The sequence below is a fragment of the Collinsella sp. AM17-1 genome (genome assembly GCF_003470665.1).
In the GTDB taxonomy this organism is placed as follows: domain Bacteria; phylum Actinomycetota; class Coriobacteriia; order Coriobacteriales; family Coriobacteriaceae; genus Collinsella.
Window position 1 is genome coordinate 55,164 of the sequence record NZ_QRJZ01000010.1, and the last position, 21,468, is coordinate 76,631.

At 60.7% G+C, this 21,468-nt stretch carries 21 protein-coding genes and 2 tRNA genes; 4 read left to right on the forward strand and 19 right to left on the reverse strand.

From position 1 onward, the window contains the following. Positions 1-47: 47 nt before the first annotated feature. Positions 48-566 carry a 4Fe-4S dicluster domain-containing protein gene (locus tag DW195_RS06210; protein WP_233540829.1) on the reverse strand — a complete coding sequence of 173 codons (519 nt, stop codon included), beginning with the start codon at positions 564-566 and terminating at the stop codon, positions 48-50. A 427-nt stretch (positions 567-993) separates the two neighbouring features. On the opposite strand from DW195_RS06210, the gene DW195_RS06215 reads away from it, so the two are divergent. Together DW195_RS06215 and DW195_RS06220 are read left to right on the forward strand one after the other, a co-directional pair. Beyond that, positions 994-1,317 carry a type II toxin-antitoxin system RelB/DinJ family antitoxin gene (locus DW195_RS06215; RefSeq protein ID WP_117765829.1) on the forward strand — a complete coding sequence of 108 codons (324 nt, stop codon included), beginning with the start codon at positions 994-996 and terminating at the stop codon, positions 1,315-1,317. Continuing rightward, entirely contained in the window at positions 1,310-1,765 is a 456-nt protein-coding gene (locus DW195_RS06220; RefSeq protein WP_199576325.1) for a PIN domain-containing protein, read from the forward strand. Before DW195_RS06215 ends, DW195_RS06220 begins: the two co-directional genes overlap by 8 nt. A 142-nt stretch (positions 1,766-1,907) precedes the next feature. Here the strand turns inward: DW195_RS06220 and DW195_RS06225 are convergent, their stop codons facing one another. From DW195_RS06225 to glp, 16 genes are all read right to left on the reverse strand, one after another. Continuing rightward, the gene (locus tag DW195_RS06225; protein WP_118206184.1) at positions 1,908-2,909 is read right to left on the reverse strand and encodes a hypothetical protein; all 1,002 of its coding nucleotides are present in this window, start codon (positions 2,907-2,909) and stop codon (positions 1,908-1,910) included. A gap of 333 nt (positions 2,910-3,242) precedes the next feature. After that, positions 3,243-3,316 (reverse strand) — tRNA-Gly (locus DW195_RS06230). 6 nt (positions 3,317-3,322) lie between these two features. Then, positions 3,323-3,399 (reverse strand) — tRNA-Pro (locus DW195_RS06235). Between the two features lie 91 nt (positions 3,400-3,490). After that, the gene (gene brnQ, locus DW195_RS06240) at positions 3,491-4,849 is read right to left on the reverse strand and encodes a branched-chain amino acid transport system II carrier protein (protein WP_118206185.1); all 1,359 of its coding nucleotides are present in this window, start codon (positions 4,847-4,849) and stop codon (positions 3,491-3,493) included. Between the two features lie 67 nt (positions 4,850-4,916). Continuing rightward, complete coding sequence (locus DW195_RS06245; protein WP_118206186.1) at positions 4,917-6,056, reverse strand: aminotransferase class V-fold PLP-dependent enzyme; 1,140 nt, start codon at positions 6,054-6,056, stop codon at positions 4,917-4,919. Then, positions 6,053-6,304, reverse strand: a complete 252-nt coding sequence (locus DW195_RS06250; RefSeq protein WP_118206187.1) for a DUF3343 domain-containing protein — start codon at positions 6,302-6,304, stop codon at positions 6,053-6,055. The genes DW195_RS06245 and DW195_RS06250 overlap by 4 nt, the downstream gene beginning before the upstream one ends. 19 nt (positions 6,305-6,323) lie before the next feature. After that, the gene (gene yedF / locus DW195_RS06255) at positions 6,324-6,950 is read right to left on the reverse strand and encodes a sulfurtransferase-like selenium metabolism protein YedF (RefSeq protein WP_118206188.1); all 627 of its coding nucleotides are present in this window, start codon (positions 6,948-6,950) and stop codon (positions 6,324-6,326) included. Positions 6,951-7,009: 59 nt separating this feature from the next. Then, a complete protein-coding gene (gene selD, locus DW195_RS06260; protein ID WP_118206189.1) occupies positions 7,010-8,059 on the reverse strand; it encodes a selenide, water dikinase SelD in 1,050 nt (349 codons plus the stop codon). Between the two features lie 70 nt (positions 8,060-8,129). Further along, positions 8,130-8,894, reverse strand: coding sequence for an acyl-CoA dehydratase activase (locus DW195_RS06265; RefSeq protein ID WP_118206190.1), 765 nt, complete (start codon positions 8,892-8,894; stop codon positions 8,130-8,132). Positions 8,895-9,048: 154 nt separating this feature from the next. Further along, positions 9,049-10,212, reverse strand: coding sequence for a double-cubane-cluster-containing anaerobic reductase (locus DW195_RS06270; RefSeq protein WP_118206191.1), 1,164 nt, complete (start codon positions 10,210-10,212; stop codon positions 9,049-9,051). 155 nt (positions 10,213-10,367) lie between these two features. Then, the gene (locus DW195_RS06275) at positions 10,368-11,651 is read right to left on the reverse strand and encodes a double-cubane-cluster-containing anaerobic reductase (protein WP_118206192.1); all 1,284 of its coding nucleotides are present in this window, start codon (positions 11,649-11,651) and stop codon (positions 10,368-10,370) included. A gap of 431 nt (positions 11,652-12,082) precedes the next feature. Next, positions 12,083-13,153: a sulfate/molybdate ABC transporter ATP-binding protein gene (locus tag DW195_RS06280; protein WP_118065242.1), complete on the reverse strand. Its 1,071-nt coding sequence runs from the start codon at positions 13,151-13,153 to the stop codon at positions 12,083-12,085. Between the two features lie 3 nt (positions 13,154-13,156). After that, complete coding sequence (modB, locus tag DW195_RS06285; protein WP_233540830.1) at positions 13,157-14,599, reverse strand: molybdate ABC transporter permease subunit; 1,443 nt, start codon at positions 14,597-14,599, stop codon at positions 13,157-13,159. A 68-nt stretch (positions 14,600-14,667) separates the two neighbouring features. After that, entirely contained in the window at positions 14,668-15,540 is an 873-nt protein-coding gene (gene modA / locus DW195_RS06290) for a molybdate ABC transporter substrate-binding protein (protein ID WP_118206194.1), read from the reverse strand. A 205-nt stretch (positions 15,541-15,745) separates the two neighbouring features. Next, a complete protein-coding gene (locus tag DW195_RS06295) occupies positions 15,746-16,225 on the reverse strand; it encodes a molybdenum cofactor biosynthesis protein B (RefSeq protein ID WP_118206195.1) in 480 nt (159 codons plus the stop codon). 10 nt (positions 16,226-16,235) lie between these two features. After that, positions 16,236-17,498, reverse strand: coding sequence for a gephyrin-like molybdotransferase Glp (gene glp / locus DW195_RS06300; protein WP_118206196.1), 1,263 nt, complete (start codon positions 17,496-17,498; stop codon positions 16,236-16,238). Between the two features lie 210 nt (positions 17,499-17,708). Between glp and DW195_RS06305 the strand changes: the two genes are divergently transcribed. Next, positions 17,709-19,130: a chloride channel protein gene (locus DW195_RS06305; protein WP_199576327.1), complete on the forward strand. Its 1,422-nt coding sequence runs from the start codon at positions 17,709-17,711 to the stop codon at positions 19,128-19,130. 86 nt (positions 19,131-19,216) lie between these two features. Beyond that, positions 19,217-20,179 (forward strand): diacylglycerol kinase family protein, encoded by a 963-nt coding sequence (locus DW195_RS06310; RefSeq protein WP_118206197.1) that lies wholly within the window; start codon positions 19,217-19,219, stop codon positions 20,177-20,179. A gap of 85 nt (positions 20,180-20,264) precedes the next feature. On the opposite strand, the gene DW195_RS06315 is transcribed toward DW195_RS06310, so the two are convergent. Further along, positions 20,265-20,645 carry a peptide chain release factor-like protein gene (locus DW195_RS06315; protein ID WP_192919550.1) on the reverse strand — a complete coding sequence of 127 codons (381 nt, stop codon included), beginning with the start codon at positions 20,643-20,645 and terminating at the stop codon, positions 20,265-20,267. Between the two features lie 83 nt (positions 20,646-20,728). Next, positions 20,729-21,307 carry a xanthine phosphoribosyltransferase gene (locus DW195_RS06320; protein ID WP_006234139.1) on the reverse strand — a complete coding sequence of 193 codons (579 nt, stop codon included), beginning with the start codon at positions 21,305-21,307 and terminating at the stop codon, positions 20,729-20,731. Positions 21,308-21,468 lie beyond the last annotated feature (161 nt).

Consider the following 21,468-nt stretch of genomic DNA (forward strand, 5'->3'; position numbering starts at 1 on the left):
TTAATCGGTACGTATTTGACAATCGTTGGGCCTATATAGCCGCCCGCCTACGCCTCGTTTTCGATGGTGGCGCGGGCACGCTCGGCGGTCAGTTCCGCCAGGCGCTCCTCGTCTACCAGGGTGAGGCCCTTGGTCGGGCACGCCTCGGCACACGCCGGACCGCCGGGACGGTCCACGCACAGGTCGCACTTGAGCACGAAGCTCTTGGTCTGCGAACCCACGCGCACGTCGCCCATCAAGACGGGGACCTGCGTGGTCGCCACGCTCACGGCGCCAAAGGGGCAGGCCATGACGCAGCTCTTGCAGCCGATGCAGTTGTCCTCGTTGACGCCGATACGATGGTTCTTTGGATCAAAGAACAAGGCGCCCGTGGGGCAGGCCTTGGCGCACGGGGCATCCTCGCAGTGATGGCAAGCCACCGGTGCGGAGATCTCGTACGTACGCGTCACGCGCAGGCGCGGCGCGGCGATGTTGCCGGGGGTGTCGTGTGCCTCGATACACGCCGCCATGCAGGTTTGACACCCAATGCAGCGCGAGGAATCGGCTACGACTCGTTTATTGCCCATGTTGTTCACTCCCTCCTGAATCCCATGCCGGAGAGACCCTGTCGACATTGCCCCAGGCCGCCCGTAGCCTGGCATCGACGTATCGAATACATGCGGCGAAACAGGCACTCGATAGAATTTCTCCAACGGTATACAGGTTGAATATACGCAGTTGCAGGGGGCAAACTTGAGCGTAACCCCTGCAATACGGGTGTATTGCAGGGGTTTTGGCAGGTTAGGATTATTCTCGATAGGATATAAAGGCGAGTGTATTACACGCGTACGTCCGAGAGAGATTTTGCGCCATTTCTGAAGGATGTAGTACGTTTGTAATATCGTTTACACTCAATTACTCTAGTGCAATAAAGTAGTGGTTGTAAGATTGACTATTATTAGCCGATGCTGTATTTGACTATTCAAATTGCACGCTTATTAAGGGAGGCCAGTGATGTCATCGACTCAAAAACGAGCCATCCTGCAGGTGCGCATTCGCGAGGAAGACAAGCAGCATGCCGAGCGTCTCTACGACGCCATGGGCACATCGCTCGCCGAGGCCGTGCGCCTTTTTGTCGCGCAGAGCATTTTGATGCGCAAGCTCCCCTTTCAGCCGGTCGCCGTGCGCTCAAAGGACGGCACCGCCGCCTATGGATCGCTCAAAGCATATGGAGATCCCAATCGCCGCTCCGAGGAGCGCAATGCCTGGATTGAATACCTTGCCACAGAAAGCGACGATTCGATTTTGGGTCCCGAGGAAGTAGATATCCATGAGTAGCACCATCATCGACGAGACCGTCATCCTACGCTACCTGCTTGACGACGACGAAGTTCTGTCACCGCGCGCCGCCAAGGTCATCGCCACGCGCACTGCTCGCGTCTACCCCGAAATCATCACGCGCGTCGTGGTCACGCTGCGCGACGTCTATAAGGTTCCCCGCGTTGAGATTGCTGCGGCCATGAAAAGGCTGCTCGATGACGTCATGGTCGACGAGCCCACCGTTGTCGCCCTTGCCGTCAAACTCTTTGGCAAGACCCATATGGACTTTTCCGACTGCCTCCTCGCAGCCCGAACCGCCATCTACAACGATGATGTCGTGAGCTTTGGCAAGCCCATCATCCAAGGCATGATCGACTACCGCCGTAAACGCCAAACCGCCACCGACGCCCGCGGCCACAGCACCGACGCCACCATCGACAAGCTCCGCCACCACGGTCGCCACTAACCGGCAGGCAACGACATCGCCCGCCCCTCAGCCTCATCCCCTACCTAGGTTGCGGTGAAATACGGACTATTTCATGCCTTTAAAGGCCTCAATAGTCCGTATTTCACCGCAACTTATTGAAGGTTGGCTGCGAACGATTTCGCTATCGGGGGTCAGCGTAGGGTTTTGTTGTCGGAATGCCGTAACCGCGCATCATGGCACCGAACGATTCTACGTCGTAGGTGTCCGAGAGTTTGAAATGAATGACGTTGTGGCCCATGGCGCGAAGGTTCGCGTCGCGCATAAGGGCCGCTCGATAGGTTTTTGCCGCCACTTGCTCTGGATCATTTTGAGCTTCGTCTTCAAACTTACCTAGCCTATGCAGCTCTGCCAGCGTCCATGAGCCGTCTGGCATCTGCCAGCCATAATCTGCTAGATAATAGCCAGCGTTTCCCGGTCGCGTTATCTCAACTTGAAGCTCAGGCGCGGCAACCCCAGCGAGAATCATCGCTGCTCTCGCCTCGGACTCGCCGCCATTGTCTGACCTGCCGTCCATATGCTCTAAAACGTCAAAAGCACGCGCGATGCCATGCAACCCTCGGCAATTTGTCTGCGCATATGCTCGCAGCTCTTCGCGTTCGACATCGTACTCACGGGCCAAGCCATCGACATAGCCTAGCGCATAGCGAAAGGCGCTCGTTCGGGCGATATCAACAACCGTTCGATACGGATCCGTCAGCGTAAACAGACCGAGCCGCCACACTTCGCCCGCCCGCCAGCGCTTATATTCAACGAACTCATACGTATCACGCCTTGTAGACCGTGGCAGCAGCACTTGCACTTTATCCAGAAGCGTGTACGCCGAGCCGATGCCGTAGAGCAGCGCTGCCGTCGATCCGCAAAACACAGCATCCGGTTCAACGACCGCAATAGCGGATGCCAGCTGAAAGATGCGATCTTCAACCCCAAGATTATTCCAATAGACCGGATCCGCATAAACATGGTTGTAAAGACGAAGCATGAGCTCTTCCTGCATAAGCTCGCGCGCACGGCGTTCATCCCAAGGATCAATTGTTATAAGCAGCTGTCCATCTTGATGAATTCCAAGTGCCGAGAATAGCATCCTTGCATATGACTGCGGAAAATGTTTGCCTTTATCGAGCATGGCCAACCCCATAACCGTCACGGCGGAGAGAATACTATTACGCTATCGCATGCTTCCGTCCGCAGACCTTGCCAAAAGCTGACCAAAAGCTTGACGTCGCAGGTCAAGGCTTCAAAAAATATTTCCACTCTCGGTAGACGGTCGCTACGACCCTCCCAACGGCATCAAAATCCAACCTTACAAATAGTTGCGGTGAAATACGGACTACATGGGCCATATAAGCCGAAAAACAGTCCGTATTTCACCGCAACTTAGGAGGGGATGTGGGATCCCCGGCATGTATATGAAAATGGCTCTGGTCCCAAAAGGAATCAGAGCCATTCATCTATCCTATGGAGCGGGCGACGGGAATCGAACCCGCGTCATCAGCTTGGAAGGCTGGGGTTCTACCATTGAACTACGCCCGCAAGATATGGTCGGGACGACAGGATTTGAACCTGCGACATCCTGCTCCCAAAGCAGGCGCGCTACCAAACTGCGCCACGTCCCGAAGGTGTTGAGCAGCTAAGGTCTAAACCTTGCGTGTCCCAAAGCGAAGGAAATTATAGGGGAGACTCCCCGCCTGTGCAAGCATTGATGCCTTAGCTCCTCGAATGTGCGACAAAACGACTATGGAGCAGACCGATCACAAAGGCAACCACGGCAACCGGCGCCCACGCGGCACCGATATCCGCCAGCGGCAGCACATCGAACGGCAGCCACGCGCCCGCAAAGAACGCATCGCGAACCGAGGTGATCACGCTCTGCACCGCGACCACACCGCCGACCCAAACCCACACCTGCGGACGTGCGTCGCAAAAACCGTGCACCAGGCCCATCAGCACCAGCACGATGGCGACGGGATACAAGGCGTTGAGCATGGGCACCGAGAACATAAGAATCACATCGAGGCCCACGTTGGAAAGCACGCACGAAAACGCCGCGAACACAAAGGCGAGAATCGCAAAGGGACGGCGCATGGCCTCCTCGGAGGCCCCCGCTCCCCCTTCGACCACATACGTCTCGCAGAAGTAACGCGAGCAGCAGCTGATGAGGCCGATGCACACGTTCATGCAGGCAAGGAAAAAGATCGCAAAGACCACGACCGTGCCGGCAAGCCCAAAATGCATGGAGGCCGAGCGAGCAAGGATTGCAGCGCCGTTGGTGGCGTCGGGCATCACGGTGCCGAGCTGCATACCGGCAAGGGCCAAGCCGCAATAGATGACGGCCATGAGCACGCCGGCGATCACACCGGAGCGCGAAATCTCGAAGGCCACACGCTTGTCATCGGTAACGCCCAGCTCATGAATGGTCTCGGCGATGATGATGCCAAAGGCGAGCGACGCGAGCAGGTCCATGGTCTGATAGCCGGTCAAAAAGCCCTGCACGGCAGCACCGGCATTATAGGGAGCCTGTGGCGCGGCAGCGGGACCCAGCGGCGAGACCACGGCAGCGCCCACGACCAATACGATAAGGGCGATGAGCGCGGGGCCCGTAATGCGGCCGAGTACGCGCGTGATGACGCCGGGACGCAGCGTGAGCGCAAATGCGACGATAAAGAACCCGACGGCAAACACCAGGCGAGCCGTGGCGAGCGAGACGCCCTCGGGCAGCAGCGGCACCAGCATCTCGAAGGCCGTGGAGCTCGTGCGCGGAATGGCCAGGCACGGGCCGATAGCCAGATACACCGCCGCGACAAAGAACTCGCCAAATTTGGGGTGCACGCGGCCGGCAAGCTCGCGCGCCGTTCCGGCAAGTGCCACGGCGATAAAGCCCATAACGGGCAAGCCGATGGCGGCGATGAGAAAGCCAAGCATGGCGACCGGCGTGGCAGAACCTGCCTGCAGCGCCAGCAGCGGCGGAATAATGAGGTTGCCGGCGCCAAAGAGCATCGAGAACAGGGCGATACCGACGGTGACGACATGGTCGGAGCGCAGACCGCGCGGAGCGGATGAAGCCATGGGACCACCTTTCGAGTCAAAACAAAAACGGGACGGGCAAAAGACCCGTCCCGCAAGTATATACGCTTTAGCAAGCTAAATCGCGCAAAGCTTCAATCGCGGCGTCAACTTCCTCGTCTGTGTTGAAATACCCAAACGAGAAGCGAACGACACCCTGGCGCTCGGTCCCCAACGCGCGGTGCATGAGCGGAGCGCAGTGGGCGCCGGGGCGCGTCGCAATCCCCCACCCTTGCATGAGCGCATCCGAGATCTCGGCCGAATCGATATCGCCCACGTTGAGCGAGACGATCGCCGAGCGTGCTGGCTGGTCGAAGGCACCGTAGAGCTTGATTTCCGGAATCTCACGAACGCCGGCGAGGAAGCGTTCGGCGAGCGCGCGCTCGTGAGCCGAAATCGCCTCCACCCCGCCCTGGGCCTCGATAAAGTCGAGGCCGGCAGAAAGGCCGGCGATACCGTGACCGTTGAGCGTGCCCGCCTCAAGGCGCGTGGGCCACTCCCGCGGCTGCAGCGCATCGAAGCTGTGCACGCCCGTGCCGCCCATGGCCCAGGGAGCCACATCAATGCCCTCCGCCACGGCCAGGCCGCCGGTGCCTTGAGGTCCCATGAGCCCCTTGTGGCCGGTAAAGCACACCATGTCGAGCCCCATGGTCTGCATATCGATATGCGCCGTGCCGGCAGATTGCGAGGCATCGACGATCACCAGCGCACCGGCAGCATGGGCCATGGCCGCCACGCGCGCGATGTCGACCGCGTTGCCGGTCACATTGGAGGCGTGCGTCACCACCACGGCACGTGTGCTCGGCGTGACCAGCCGCTCGAGCTCGTCGTAATCGAGCGCGCCGTTCACGTCGCAACCCGCATGCTCAACCGTCACGCCCTGCTCAGCCGACAGGCGGTTGAGCGGACGCAGCACGGAGTTGTGCTCGAGTACCGTCGTGACCACGCGGTCGCCGGGGCGCACTACGCCATTGATGGCGGTGTTGAGCGCCGCCGTGGAGTTGGGCGTAAAGCACACATGGTCCGCCCTCGGGCAACCCAAAAGGCGCGCGAGCTTGGCACGGCAGCCATGAATCGTACGAGCGGCATCGAGGGCACCCGACGTGGCGCCGCGCCCGGCATTGCCAAGCGAGCACATCGCCTGCGTCACGGCATCGATGACCGTCTGCGGCTTATGCATGGTCGTCGCCGCGTTATCCAGGTAGATCATCGCACGACCTCCCACATATCAATCACGGTATAGCCCTCGGTGGGAACACCCGCCTCGGCGAGTTCGCCGCGCAGCAGTTCCTCATCGGCAGGCAACGCCTTCCACGCCAGACCGCAGCCGGCAGCGACCTCCCCGGGCACGGGAATCGTTCGCCCGGGAAGGCCGCGCTCAATGCACAGGGACTCGCAGCCCATGGCGGACGCCGTGGTGGGAAACGTGATGACAAGCGCCGGGCGCTTCTCCCTCATGGCAACTCCAACCAATACGCTACGGGCGCACGACGCGCACGGCCTGCTCCATCTTCTCCACGATCACGTACATGTTCGTGACCTCGCCCACCGCGAGCTGGTCCTTAATGCCAAAGTGGTCGAGGCAGGTACCGCAGGTGAGAATCTCGACACCCTGCTCGGCCAGGCCCTTCAGGTCGTCGAGCACCGGCGAGCCCTCGACGGTGAGCTTGGCGCCGCCGTTGTAGAACAGCATGGTCGCGGGCAGCTCCTCCTGCTGCGTCACGGCAAAGATAAACGCCTTCATGAGCTTGTGGCCCAGCACGTCGTCGCCACGGCCCATGCAGTCGGTGTAGACGGAAATGACGAGCTTGCCCTTGCCGGCGCTGGCATCACAGAAGGCAGCGCCATCCTGCTCGGGATCGGCCACGGCAACGGCGCCAGAGGTCGCCACGGTCACGTGCCACTCGGCGTCAGAAACCTTCTCGACCGAGGCCGTGCAGCCTTTCTCCTGCGCCATCTTGGAGATGTTCTTGACGGCGGTCTCGTTGTCGACCGAGGTCACCACAGCACCCTCGCCATCAAGCTGCTTCAGAGCTTTGAGCGTCTTGACGACGGGCAGCGGGCAGGCATCGCCCATGGCATTGACTTCAATTTTGGTAGACATAGCAAATCCTTTCAAAAGGGACCGCCCAGAACAGTAGACGGTCGCATAAACGGTTTTCCTTAATGCACAACGTGAACGGCAGGACCACCCGGCACCGCCTCGCACACGCGGCCGATTGTGGCGGCAACGCGACCTTCGGCATGCAGGCGGCGGGCGAGCTCATCCACATCGGCAGCAGGCGCTGCGATGAGCAGGCCGCCCGAGGTCTGCGGATCGTACAGCGCATCCAGCATGCCCGGCTCCAGGTCATCGTCGGCCGCCACGCGCGGGCCAAAGAAGTCCTGGTTGCGGTAGGCGCCGGCAGGGATAATGCCCAGACGCGCCATATCGAGCACCTGGTCAAAGAGCGGTACGGCCCCTGACGCAAGCTCAATCTGCACACCCGAGCCCTCGGCCATCTCACACGCATGCCCAATCAGGCCAAAGCCTGTGACATCCGTGCAACCGTGAAGCTCAAGCCCCTCGGCCAGACGAATCGGTGCCTCGTTGAGGGTGCGCATCGAGTCAAACATCGGGCTAGCCTCGTCCTGCTCAATGAGCTCGCCCTTAATGGCCGTGGTGATGATGCCCGAGCCGACCGCCTTGGTCAGCAGCAGGACATCGCCCACGTGCGCGCCGCTGTTGGCGAGCATGCGATCGAGCGCGACAAAGCCGCTCACGGACAGGCCGTACTTGGGCTCGTCGTCGTTGATGGTGTGGCCGCCCGCGATGGTGCAGCCAGCCTCGACGCACTTGTCGGCGCCACCCGCCAGAATCTGGCCAGCAGCCTCAACACCCAGGCAGCTGGGTATGCAGAGCAGGTTCATGGCATGACTCGGCCGCCCGCCCATAGCGTAGATGTCCGACAGCGAGTTGGCCGCGGCGATCTGGCCAAACAGAAACGGGTCATCGACCATCGGCGGGAAGAAGTCGATGGACTGCACGAGGCCCAAGTTGTCGCCAACGCGAAAGACGCTCGCATCGTCGGAGGTATCGAACCCCACGAGCAGGTTGTCGTTATGCACATTGGGTAAGTCGCCCAGGACCTGGGCGAGGGCTCCAGGAGCCAACTTAGCGGCTCAACCGCTCGCGGCAGTCATAGACGTGAGCTTAATCTGATCGTCAGGCATCGATACCTCCCCTCATCGGTCAATCATTTTCTCTCAGTATACGCATGAATGCGAGCCCAAGGCGGATGCATTAATTGCGCGCCTGTGCGCGAATCGCCGCGCCGATGGCACCGGCAAAGCGAGCCTGGGGCGAGGTGGTCACCGGCGACCCCAGTAGCTCGCCCAACCGCTCCACAACGTAGGCGTTCTCGCACAGGCCTCCCGTCAGGTAGTACGGAGCACCCGCCGCCTGCCCGGCCATGGTCGCCACGCGCGAGACCACGCTGTCGATCACACCACGGGCGATGTTCTCGCGCGGCTCACCGCGACCGATCAGGCTGATAACCTCGCTTTCGGCAAACACCGTGCACATGCTGCTGATCTTGGTAGGCTCGCCGGAACGTGCCAGGTCGGCCATCTGCTGCTGGGAAATGCCTAGGCGGTCGGCCATGATCTCCAAAAAGCGCCCCGTGCCGGCAGCGCACTTGTCGTTCATGGCGAACTTGGCCACGCGGCCGCCCTTGATCTGAATGACTTTGGTGTCCTGACCGCCCACGTCGATTACGGTGCCATGGTCGCCAAACAGGCGCACGGCACCGGTGCCGTGGCAGGTAATCTCGGTCACAACCTTGTGTGCATAGGGCACCGCGATGCGGCCGTAGCCAGTCGCGACCACGCGAGCATCGTCGCCCGCCACGTCATAGCCGGCTGCGGCGAGCTCACCGCGCAGACGCTCGGCCGCATCGACCGAGGAGAACCCGGTTGGCTGCACGCACGTCCACGCCAATGAACCCTCCCCGTCGACCACAGCAGCCTTAGCCGCCGTAGACCCGATATCGATCCCGATCCCTATCATGGCTCTCTCCCAATCTAAACATCAAAGACAGCAGCACGTTCAGGCGCCTTAGCTCTAGGTTGCTCAGGTGCCGGAGGTTGCCCCGAAAGAGGAGCGTAGCGTACTTTGGTACGCAAGCGACGGTTTGAGGGGCAAGATCCGGTGCCTGAGGAAGCTAGAGCGTCTCGATAAAGGCGGCGATACGGGTCTCAATCTGGCCCATGTCACCGTTGCTGTAGTCGGTCTCGATCTTCATATACGGAATACCCGCACCCTCGACAGCCTCCTGCATGCGCGCACTCTCCACGTTAAAGGTGTGGCAGGCCTGCAGCACGCTCTCCACCACGCCATCGACATGATACTTCTCGCACATGGCCAGCGTGTTTTCCATACGACCGTCGTTGGGCGTCATGACCGAGCAGTTGATGTCCAGGTAGCGGTCGGCGATGGCGCGCAGGATGTCGGGCGCATCCGGGTCGATCATCATCGCCGCCGTGCGCTCGCCCGAGCAGTCGTCCATGCACACGACCACGCCGCCGTTGGACTCGATAGTGCGGCCGATTTTGTTGATCACGCCGCCCACCGGGCAACCGGTGATCAGAATGCGCTTGGCATCCGCCGCAACCGGGCGCTCGCCCGCGTCGTAGGCCTCGCGCAGCTTGGCGACCTTTTGCTCCAGCTGCTCCGTATAGGTCTCGATATCAAAGCTGAACGTGCCGGCGAGCATGGTGCTCATCAGGTCGACGCCGCTCATGGCCGCCGGCTGGTTGGCCTGCAGCGCGAACATATCGAGCTGTGCCGCACGCAGACGGTTGCGGCGTCGGACGGCGGCGCGCAGGTCGTCATCAGTAATCGTAATGCCGTAGAAGTTCTCGAGCTCCTCCTTGAGCAGGCGGCATTCCTCGTACCAGCCTTCACGCTCGTAGGCGCGATCGCGACCCTGTGGAAGATGCAGAATGTGTGTGCGCTTGAGCTCGTTGAGTAGCTCGTACATCTTCTTCTTGCCGTCGCAGGTGGTCTCGCCGATGATCATGTCGCTAAAGTACGTAAACGGGCACTTTTGCGAATAGGCAAAACCATACGTAGACTTGATGAGCGGACACAGGTTTGCCGGCAGCACCTTCTCGGCCTCGGGAATCACCTCGTCGGACGTACCACACAGAGCCACGCTCGAGGCGCCCGCGGCATCGATAATCTCGAGCGGCGTATAGCTGCACAGATACCCGACAAGACGATTGCCCGCCTGCTTGTAATCCTTAACGCGAATAAACGCGGCCTTGCGCTGCTCGTTGAACTCCTCAAACGTGGACGGCAACGGCTGCTCAATATTTTCCGACATATAACTCCTTAACAAACCTTTTAACCGACCTGGGGGAACGGCTTTCCCGGGTGCCCGAGGTTGCCGTGAAAGAGAAGCGCCGCGTACTTTGGTACGCAAACGACGGTTTGAACGGCAAGATCGGGTGCCTGGGAAAGCCGCCGGGACGGATAGCCCTAAATGGTTTCCAAGAAGGCCTCGATCCTGGTTTGCAGTTGGCCTGCATCCTCACCGGCGTAGTCGGTCGTGATGTGCATAAACGGAATGCCGGCTTCCTCGGCGGCCTTCTCCACGGCAAACGACTCCATCTCATAGAGCGTGCAGAACTGCAGGGCCACGTCGACGATGCCGTCGGCATGCAGGTCCTTGGCCATCTGGACAATGTCCTTCATACGCTGGTCGTTGGGCGTAAAGACGGCGCAGTTGATCTTAAAGTAGCGCTCGGCGATGGCATCGAGCATCTCGTCCACCGTCTCACCGGACTCGTCGACCAGGTCCTTGTAGTAGCGCGAGCCCGTGCAGGACTCCTCGCCTACCACAACGCCGCCGGCTTTCTCGATGAGGTTGAACAGCTTCCAGTTGGGCACGGCCATGGGCGTGCCGGTGTACAGAATGCGCTTGGTCCCCTTGGGCGCCACGCCCTCGCCGGCCTCGACACGCTGCTCGCACTCAGCCGCCATATCGTTAATGGCTCCGGTCAGACGTGGCGTGTCGTCCATAAAGGCGGCCTGAACGGTCAGCAGGCTGTCAAGACCGCTGATGGGCGCAGGGTCGGCAGCGCGCGTGGCAGCGAGGCGCTGCAGGGCGCGACGCTTCTCATTGACGGCGTGGATGGCGGCCTTCAGACGCTCAGACGTAATCGTGACGCCGCACTCTTCCTCGATCTTGGCGGCGAGCTTCTTGACCTCGGCCTTCCAGGTCACGAGCGTCGACTCGTCGTGTACGTTGGGAATATCCATGACGTACATGTTCTTTTGCGTGGCAAAAAACTCGTAGGCTTTCTTCTTGCCATCGCAGGTGTTCTCGCCTACCACCAAGTCACTCGACTCAATGTAGGGGCAGACCTCGCCCAGCTTAAAGCCGGCAAAGCTCTTGATAAGCGGGCAGGTGTTGCGCGGCAGATGCTCCTCGACCTTATCGGTTGCCCAATCGGCACCCGAGCACAGGCCCACGGGAATGCCGTCGCAGGCGAGCACAATCTCCTCGGGCACGTACACGCAGAACGAACCGACGATCTTGGTGGCCTCGCCGGCCTCCTTCTTGTCGAGCATCTCCTTAATACGGCCGCTGTGGATGTTGGTAGCCACAAAGTCCAGGTAGGACGTGGACTTGGGGCGATTGTTCTGCGTCAAGAACATATCGCCGTACATCTGGCCCACGGCGCCCAGCAGCATGTCGTGGTCGGCAAGATTCATGCCGAGGCTCTCCCACATCGGATGGAAATCAAATTCTTCAGCCATGACGGTTCCCCTCTCGAACCAAAAACGGATAACAGCGGTATCGATGCACGACGGGCGGCGATTGCCCTGCCGTGCTCAAACCCGGAATTTTGGGGAACCTGCTTTGCGGTTGACTATTTAGTTGTGCGTCGTCTCTCCCGGAGCCGTGAACACACCTGCTCATATGCGGCTCCGAGCGATATATAGGGCACGCGCGGCAACGCGGCAAATGTATGTCGTCTGCGGCATGTGCGCACCCTCCTTTACAAGTTAAGATCAACTATATCAACGGTCATCGACCATGCGAACACCGTTGACATTCGTACGACAGCGTTGTGTGCCGTCGTTTAATAAATAATTATCTTGATTGATTAGAATTTGTCATTCCTCATTCGGCGAACGGCAAAAACAAAGCCGCCGAGGCTTATATCCCCCGACGGCATTACCCGGCGCTATCGACAAACCAAATGGATCCTGCTGGCATCAAAATGCATGCGCAGCGTCTCGCCTGCTTGCGGCAGCTCGTCGACAGGCATGCCCACTTTGTTGACCTTCCACTGCAGGCGCGTCGGCGCATCGGCACGCGGCACATCCAGCAGCACCAGGCGCTCAAAGCGCGAATCGCTCACACGGGCCACGTGCAAATCATAGCTGTTGCGACCCCGCTCGGCACGGTTGTCCACATGGAAGTAGCTCGCACGAATACCCAGGTACGCCACGTTATCGGGAACCTCACGGCCCACGTTGAAGGTCATGCCCCAGTCCAGGGCCTCAACTTCCTGAAGCCCGATCTTGCGCGCGCGGCTCGTATTCTTGCAGCCCGTCAGGCGCAGCGCAGCCAAGGTTTGCGGCCGGCGGACCACGTCCTCGACGGAGCCGATCTCCTCCACATGCCCGTCATGCATCACGCAAATGCGCTCGCACAGGCGGCACGCTTCGTCGATGTCGTGGCTCACATAGAGCACGGTGCGGCTGCATACATCGAACAGGTCAAGCATGTTCTGTTCGAGCGCGCTCTTAAGATAGGAATCGAGTGCGCTCATGGGCTCGTCGAACATAAAGATGCCCGGGTGTGCCGCCACCATGCGCGCGAGCGCCACGCGCTGCTGCTGGCCGCCCGAGAGGCGCGCGGGATAACGGTCGGCAAAGTCGGCCAGTCCAAAGATTCCCAAGTAGCGCTCGGCAAGTTTTTTACGCGCGGCGGCGTCGCCCGCATCCTTTACACCGGCGCACACGTTATCGGCCACCGTCATGTTGGGAAACAACTGATAGTTTTGGAACAGTAGGGCGCATTTTCGCTCCTGGGGCGACAGGTCGATGCCCGCGGCCGAGTCAAAAAAGGTCACGCCGTTGACGACGATCTTGCCCTCGTCGGGCGTCTCCACACCGGCAATGCAGCGCAGCGTGCAGCTCTTGCCGCAACCCGAGGCGCCCAGCAGTGCCACGCGCTCCTCGCCGGCCTCAAGATGCATGTCGAGCACAAACCCGGGATAACGTTTCTTAATATCCAAAACGAGCGACATGGCCTATCGACCTCCCGTCGAGACGGCGTCATCGCGCATGAGCTCGGCCAGCGCCTCGCGATCGATACGCAGCGCATCGCCGCCCACTGGGTCGAGCGAATCGATCTGGCTACCCAGCTGCTTGGCCTGCTTGCGCTCCGCGTGGGACAGGCCGCGCTCGCGGTACTTTTGCGAATGCGCCGTGTACATGTTGATGAACAGGATTACCAGGAAACTAAACACGATCACGACGACGACCCAAAAGAGGGCCACCGACGTGTTGCCGCCCATCCACTCAAAGTAGATGGCGATGGGAATGGTCTGCGTAATACCGGCGTAGTTGCCCGCAAAGAACAGGGTGCAGCCAAACTCGCCCATCGCGCGGGCAAAGGCGAGCACCGTGCCGGCGGCAATCGAGGGCCAGCCGAGCGGCATCATGAGCTTGGTAAAGATGCGACACTCGGACCATCCCAAGGTTCGCGCGGCGTCGAGCATCTGCGTGTCGAGACTCTCGAAGGCTCCGAGTGCCGTACGATAGACGAGCGGGAACGACACCACCACGGCAGAGATCACCGCCGCCGGCCACGTAAAGACAATCGAGATGCCATGCGCGATGAGCCACTGGCCCACCCCGGTCGAGCGGCCAAACAGCATGAGGAGCAGAAAGCCGCAGACCGTGGGCGGCAGCACCATAGGAATCGTAAAGACCGAATCGAGCAGGCCCTTGATGCGACTCGAGGTACCCATAGTCTTCCACGCGGCGAACAGGCCCAGCGCAAAGGAGATCAGCAGGGCAAGGCCGCTCGTTTTAACGGACACCCAAAACGGGCGATAGTCGATGTCGCCCAAAAAGGAAGCCAGAGAGGTCAAGGGCCCCTGCTCATCCCGCAACGCGACAGACAACGCCTCTACCATTTGAGCGCTATCAAGCCAACGCGCGCCGCCCTTGGCATCACCCGAGGCTGATGCAATCACCACATAGCGGTCCCCATCCGCACCACGCACATCAAAGCCATAGGTATACCCGCCGGCATCAAACGTTGTTTCCGCCGTGACATACCAAGGAAGATCCACGTCCCCTAGCCGCGCACCTCCCATGCAGTTTGCGCTGTCGAGCTCACAGACAAGGGCCTTGAGACCCGATACACACTCGTTGTCCTGCGGATCCAATCCATACTTCTCGACTGCCTTGGGCGATATCCACACCACAACGCGATCGGCAGCGGGCGCCACTACAAGGTCCACGTCCTCGTCAACGGGAAACCGGTAGCCCTCAGGCTGGCCCTCCATGGCACGAGCGGTCCCCTTGGCCAACCGCTCAAAACCCTCAATCCCATAGGAAAGCCCATGAGCGGTCGCAGCAACCTGGGGCCCGTCCCCAGCGTCCCCAGCAAACGCAAATCCCGGCACCCAGCAAAGCGCGAAGGTCAAAGCACAGGCGGCAAGCATGCGGAATCTATTAAGCACGAAAAGCTCCAAGCGAATACAAGGACGGAGTGAAACACAAAACGATGGAATTATCGCGCCAAGCCGCACTACGCGGAAAGCTCAAAGCCGTATTTGGCCCAAATCTTCTGGGCCTTCTTGTTGGTCAGACAGAAGTCGATAAACGCCTTGGCCTCGTCGGCGTGCTCGGAGCTCTCGGCAACGGCACCCGGGTACACGATGGACTTGTGCGAATCCTCGGGGCACACGAAGGCCTCCTCGATGCCGTCGTAGCGGTAGATGTCAGAGCTGTAGACAAAACCGGCCACGCAGTCGCCCGTAAAGACGTAAGACGCAGCGGTGCCGACCTTGTCGGCCAGGACAACCTTGTCGGCGATCTCGGAAGCGTACTCGCCGTCGTCACCCTCGGTGCCAGTGTAGAGGCTCACGGAGGCCAGCGCCTGGTTGGCGTACTTACCGGCGGGAACGGTCTTAGCGTCGCCAATGGCGATCTTGCCGTCCAGATTCGCGACGTCGGCGATGGCCTCAACCTTGGTGTCGGAGCCCTCGGCTCGAATGATCACGAGGTCGTTGACGAACATATCCTCACGCATGTCGGCATCGACGAGATCGGCGGCCTCAGCGTCGTCCATGGTGCCCTTGGAGGCCGTGATGAGCACGTCGACGGCGGCACCGGCACGCATCTGCTCGACGAGGTCGCCGGAGCCCTTAAACTGCGTATCGGCAAAGGTAGTACCGGTCTGGTCGGTGTAGAGCCCCTGAACCTCGGGCAGGGCCTTCTCGAGCGAGTTGGCGGCAAAGACCTGCAGCTCGACAGCTTTCTTGGAAGATGCCTTAGCAGAACCGGCATCGGAGCCAGTTGACTCAGATGCCTTGTTGCCGGAGCAGCCGGCAAGTCCAAGGCCGGCAGCGGCGACAGCAGAAAGCGAGACGAATCCACGGCGAGAAACCATATCGAACATGTTCAACCCTTTCGAACGGCACACCCGGGCACCCCGCCGCGGGCTTTATTCTGTATTTAGATTATACTTTCGCGCGAATAATGCTTATGATAAATATCTTTCGCCTGATAATTTTCTTTTACCAATAGCCACGAGACGGCCCGCACTGTCGCTGCATAAAAAAGACGGAGCAGCCCGTAAGGTTACTCCGCCGCAGGTCGTGCGCTTATTTGGCGTGCCCGCCGCCCGCCGTCATCTGGGCCGCATGCTCCAGCTGGTCGCTCACGGCCTCCCAGCTTTCGCGGGCCGCTTTCGTGGATCCCGGAAAGTTGATGACAAGCGTATACCCACGCTGCATGCACACGGCGCGCGAGAGCATGGCGCGGCGCGTCTTGGTCATGGAGTACGCACGGATTGCCTCTGCAATACCCGGCACATCGCGCTCGCAGACGGCACGCGTCGCCTCGGGCGTTACATCGCGCATCGAAAGCCCCGTGCCGCCGCAGGTGAGCACGACATTGGCGTGGCACTCATCGGCGGCTTCCACAATGGCATCACCGATCTCGCTGGCGTCGTCGCGCACGACCACATGTGAGGCGACCGTCCAGCCCTGCGTCTCGATAAGTTCCTCGAGTGCGGCCCCAGCCTCGTCCTGGGCAAGATCGCGCGTATCCGAGCACGTCACGATCGATATCTTCAGCTCCATAGCATTCCTCCTACAACACGGCGCCCTCGGGCAGGTCGACGCGAACAACGTCCACGGCATCTCCCGCCTTGAGCTCGCACGGTCCTTCGTCAATACGCAACAGGCAGTTCGCACGCTGCATCGTGCCGAGCAGCGCCGAATTCTGCGTCTTGGCCTCGGTCACCAACAACTCACCGGTCTCGGGGTCGCGCAAAACCGTGGCGCGATCGAAGAAGCGGCGGGGCTGTCGCTTTTTCACGCCGTGCGTGAGCGTCGCCTGCTGCACGGGACGCGCACCCTCGGCAAAGCCGCGCATCTTGCGGATCGCCGGACGGGCGAGCATCTCAAAGCCTACATACGCCGCGGCCGGATTGCCTGAAAGCCCCAGGTAGGGCCTACCCCCGAGCAAGCCAAACGTGATGGCCTTGCCCGGACGCATCGAGATGCGGTCAAACAGCACCTCGCCCTCGCGCCGGACGAGCGCCGTCACGTAATCGTAGTCGCCCGCCGAGGCGCCACCGCTCGTAATGACAAAATCGCACTCCTGCACGGCACGATGCACCAGCTCGGCAATCGCCTGCTCATCATCGGGTGCAATGCCGTAGAAAACGGGCTCGGCGCCGGCATCGAGTGCTTCGGCCATCAGCGCCGAGGAGTTGGAGTCGCGAATCTGACCGCGCGCCGGCACGCTACTCGGTGCGACCAGTTCCGTGCCCAGCGAGATGATGCCCACACGTGGGGCAGCGTGCACCTTCACGCTCGCGTATCCGGCGCTTGCCAGCAAACCCGCGCCCGCCGGAGCCACAACCTCGCCGGCGTGCATCACAACATCGCCGGCATGGGCCTCCTCGGCGGCAGAGCGAACGTTCTCCCCTACCTTGGCAGGCGCCGAGAACCTCACACGCGAGCCCTCGTTGCCGTCGCCATCGAGCACGTCGACGATCTCGTATTTCACTACGGCGTCGGCACCCTCGGGCACCGGCGCGCCCGTCATAATGCGGACCGTCTCGCCCGCGCCGATTGCGCCCTCAAACACATGGCCCGCGGCCTCGTGTCCGATAACGTCGAGCGTCACCGGCGCCTCGCCAAACGCCTGTGCCAAATCCGCCGACCGCACGGCATATCCGTCCATAGCGCTGTTGGCAAACGGCGAGATGTCGATATCGGCCACCGCGTCCTCGGCCAAGGGAAAACCAGCCGCCTGCCACACGGGAATCTCGATGAGATCGGTCGGAGCAACGTGCGACAGAACAATCGCCTGCGCGTCCTCCAGCAGAATGAGTTTCTCTGCCATATGCACCTCTTAATGCCACGGCGCACAACAGAAGCGCCGATTCTTTATGCTTGTCTCAGTATAATCCCCCGACGCGCGACCGCGACTTGGCCTGTACCCGCAAATACACCTGTCGGCCGCAAGCCGCGAAACAGAATGGAAACCAACCCACCGGCTCGTCGCGTTTACCGCGTTTTATAATGCTCGTGTTGCAACCTAAAAGAGGAACGTATGGCTTTTACCGACAAACCCGAAAGCGCAAACGAGGCGCAGGATCATTCCCAGCCGCTCGACGACGGCGGCTTTTTCTCCCTGAACGACGTCATCATGGCAGGAAGGCATCAGCTCACCCGCTCCGAGCATCTCTTGGCTGCCGACACGCGCCGCAACGCCCGCAACCTACTCGCGAGCGCCAAGTTGCTCACACTCGTCGTCATCGTCTCGCTCGCCATGGGCGTTGCCGCTTGGGCGTTTTTGGCCTCGTTGAATATCGCGACCGACTATCGCGAACACCATGCATGGATTTACGCGCTGCTTCCCGTTGTGGGCGTTGCCACCGCATGGGTGTACAAAAACCACGGCCTTGCCGCCAAGCGTGGCAACAACCTGGTCATCGACTCCGCCCTGGGTACACGCCTCATCCATATGCGCATGGCCGTCCTCACCTTCGTCTGCTCCACGCTCACGCACCTAACGGGCGGATCGGCCGGTCGCGAGGGAGCCGCTGTGCAGATTGGCGGCACCATCGCCAGCAACATCTCGAGCCTCGCCCACCTCAAAAAGCATGACCACCACGACCTCATGCTCGCCGGCATCTCGTCGGCCTTTGGCGCCGTATTCGGTTCGCCCCTTGCCGGAGCTTTCTTTGGCATGGAGATGTGCTTTATCGGCAAGATCGACTACACCGCAGGCATCTACTGCCTGGTCGCCTCGTTTACCGGCTACTTTACATCACTCGCTCTGGGTACCGAGTACGAAGCGAATGTCATCGCCAGCGTTCCCGCCATGACGCCCAAAACGGTCGTCATCGTAGTCATCAGCGCCATTATCTTCGGCCTGACGGCACGCCTCTTTGCCTGGTCGGTTCGAACCGTCAAGAGCCTGTACGGTCGCTTTATCACCAATTACCTCGTTCGCGCACTTATAGGCGCACTCGTGGTTTTGGCCGCCTATGCCCTCCTCGACGCCTGGGACTACGCCGGCCTTTCCACGTGGCTTTCCGGCGCCGGATTTGCCGGCAACACCACCCTGGCGGACGCAGCCATCAAATTGGTCGTCACAGCGCTTACCCTGGGCGCGGGCTTCCAAGGCGGCGAGGTCACGCCCCTGTTTGGCATCGGTGCGGCACTCGGTGGCTGGATCGGTTGCCTTACCGGGCTTGACCCCAGTTTTCTGGCGGCTCTCGGCATGCTCGGCGTGTTCTGCGCCGGCCTCAACGTGCCCATCACCACCTGCATGATGGCCATCGACCTGTTCCACGGCACGGCCGCCGGGTTCTTTGTCATCGTGGCCTTTATCAGCTATCTCGCCGGCGGACACCGCGGCGTGTACCCCGCCCAGCGCATCATCTCACCCAAGCGCCGTTCGCTTATTGTGGATGAGGGCGGTACGGTAGCGGATGCTATCGAGCGCCACAACGACCTGATAGAGTAGATGTAATAATCGCCGTGCAGCCACAATCGGGGGCAATTCGACCTGATCGCGACCGCACTGTCATGTCACACGCCGGGAGTCGCCCCATGCACGCAACTGATTTTGGTCGCACGCTCATTATCGCCAACCCAGCCGCCCAGTCAGGTGCGGCGCGCGAAGTTGCCGAGCGCCTGCAACGCTTTTTGGACATGACGGCACGCGCATCCCAGTTTGACCTGGTGTTGACCGAGCGCATGGGACACGCCAAGGAGCTGGCCGCACAGGCTCAGGGCTATCGCACCGTTATCGCCCTTGGCGGCGACGGCGTGATTCACGAGGTCGTCAACGGGCTTATGACGCAAAAGGAGGACGCCCGCCCCACTCTTGCCGTCCTGCCCGTGGGCTCCGGCAACGATTTTGCCCAGACGCTCGGCATCGACGATTTCTCCGGCAAGGATTTTGGCGCGCTGCTCACCTGCGAGCTGCAGCGTCAGGACATCGGGCGCATTCGCTCATGGAACCCCGCAAGCGGTAGCGGCGAGGCGATCGTCGAGTATTACGGCCAGACGCTCTCCGTCGGTATTGATGCCGCCATCGGCCTTGGCACCACCGAGCTGCGAAAGAAGACCGGCTTGACGGGCGCTCCGCTCTACACCCTCTCGGGACTTGAGCAGTTTGGCCTGCGCTATCGCAACTACCCCATGACAGCCAGCTTTGACGGCGCGCCCGCCGAGCGCGTGAGGGCGATCATCATGGCGATTCAGCTGGGCCCCACGTATGGCTCGGGCTATCGCATCTGCCCCGATGCCGACCCCTGCGACGGCATGCTCGACGTCTGTTACGCATGCGGCCCCGTCCCTCGCGCGATTGCCCTGCCTATGTTCCTCTCGGCCAAAGACGGCCACCACACCAAGCTGCCACCGGTTCGCATACGACGTTGTCGCCATGCCGAGCTGACCTTTGAGGAGCCCGACTACCCCATCCAGGCCGACGGCGAGCCCGTTGTCGCCTCGCGCATCGAGGTAGACATCCTTCCCGCCGTCCTCGAGGTCTGGCACCCAACCCGCTAACCCCTCATAAGTTGCGGTGAAATAGGGACTGTTTATGCAGCTAAAGCCGCAAACAGTCCCTATTTCACCGCAACTTATGAGGAGGCTATTCGTCGCTGCCCGGCTTGCGACGGTTAGCCTTTTTAATGGCGTTGAAGTGCTTGTCATTGAGTCTGCGCTGGCGAGAGCGCTGAGGCACCTTGGTCTTTACGCGTCGGCGCGGTGGACGCCCGCGCCGCTCAAGCTCAGCGCGCAGCTTACGCAGGCAGCTACTACGGTTTTGGAACTGACTGCGGCTCTCGCGCGCCGTCACGGTAATTCCCGAAGGGATATGTTTCATACGCACCGCCGAGTCCGTCGTGTTGACGCCCTGCCCACCCGGACCCGTCGCGCGAAACACCTGCACCTCGCAATCGCGCGCCAACTCCTCGGCCGACATCTCGGCATAGCGCGCATACTCGCGCCATCCCATCTTGTTCTCATCCATATCAACACCTCCCCTCATACAAAAAATGTGACAAAGGGACGGTCCCTTTGTCACATCGCATACCAATCGCTTGTGTTGTGCTCTTAGGCGAAGGTGATCTCGCCGGTCTCGCAGTCCATATCGGCGATACGAGCCAGGCTCTCAACGCGGAAGCCGCGCTCGCGGAGCTTATCGCCGCCGCCCTGGAAACCCTTCTCAACGGCGATGCCGATGCCGGCAACCTCGGCACCCGCAGCCTCGCAGATCTTGATAAGACCCTCGAGCGCGCAGCCGTTGGCCAAGAAGTCGTCGATAATCAGGACCTTGTCGCCCTCGGACAAGAAACGCTTGCCCACGATAACCGGGTACTCCTTCTGTTTGGTAAAGGAGTAGATGGTCGTAGCATACTGCTCGCCGTCGAGGTTAATGGACTGGGCCTTCTTGGCAAAGACCACCGGCACGCCGCCAAAATGCTGAGCTGCGATGCAGGCCATGCCAATGCCCGAAGCCTCGATCGTCAGGATCTTGTTGATCTCGACGCCCTCGAACAGACGGGCCCACTCAGCGCCCATGTGATCGAACAGCTCAACGTCGCACTGGTGGTTGAGGAAGGCATCAACCTTAAGGACGTTACCGGCCTTTACGATGCCGTCATGGCGAATACGATCCTCAAGCTCCTGCATGGCGCAACCCCTTCTCGCGGCAACGATACCGCGCGATTAATAAACGTTGTTCGATAGTCTACCACGGACCGACCCCCGCCCGTCCCACAAGCCACATCGCACCACAAACCGGGACTGCGGACAAAAAGTTGGACCATCAGGTCCGGTTTGGAGTCCGCATG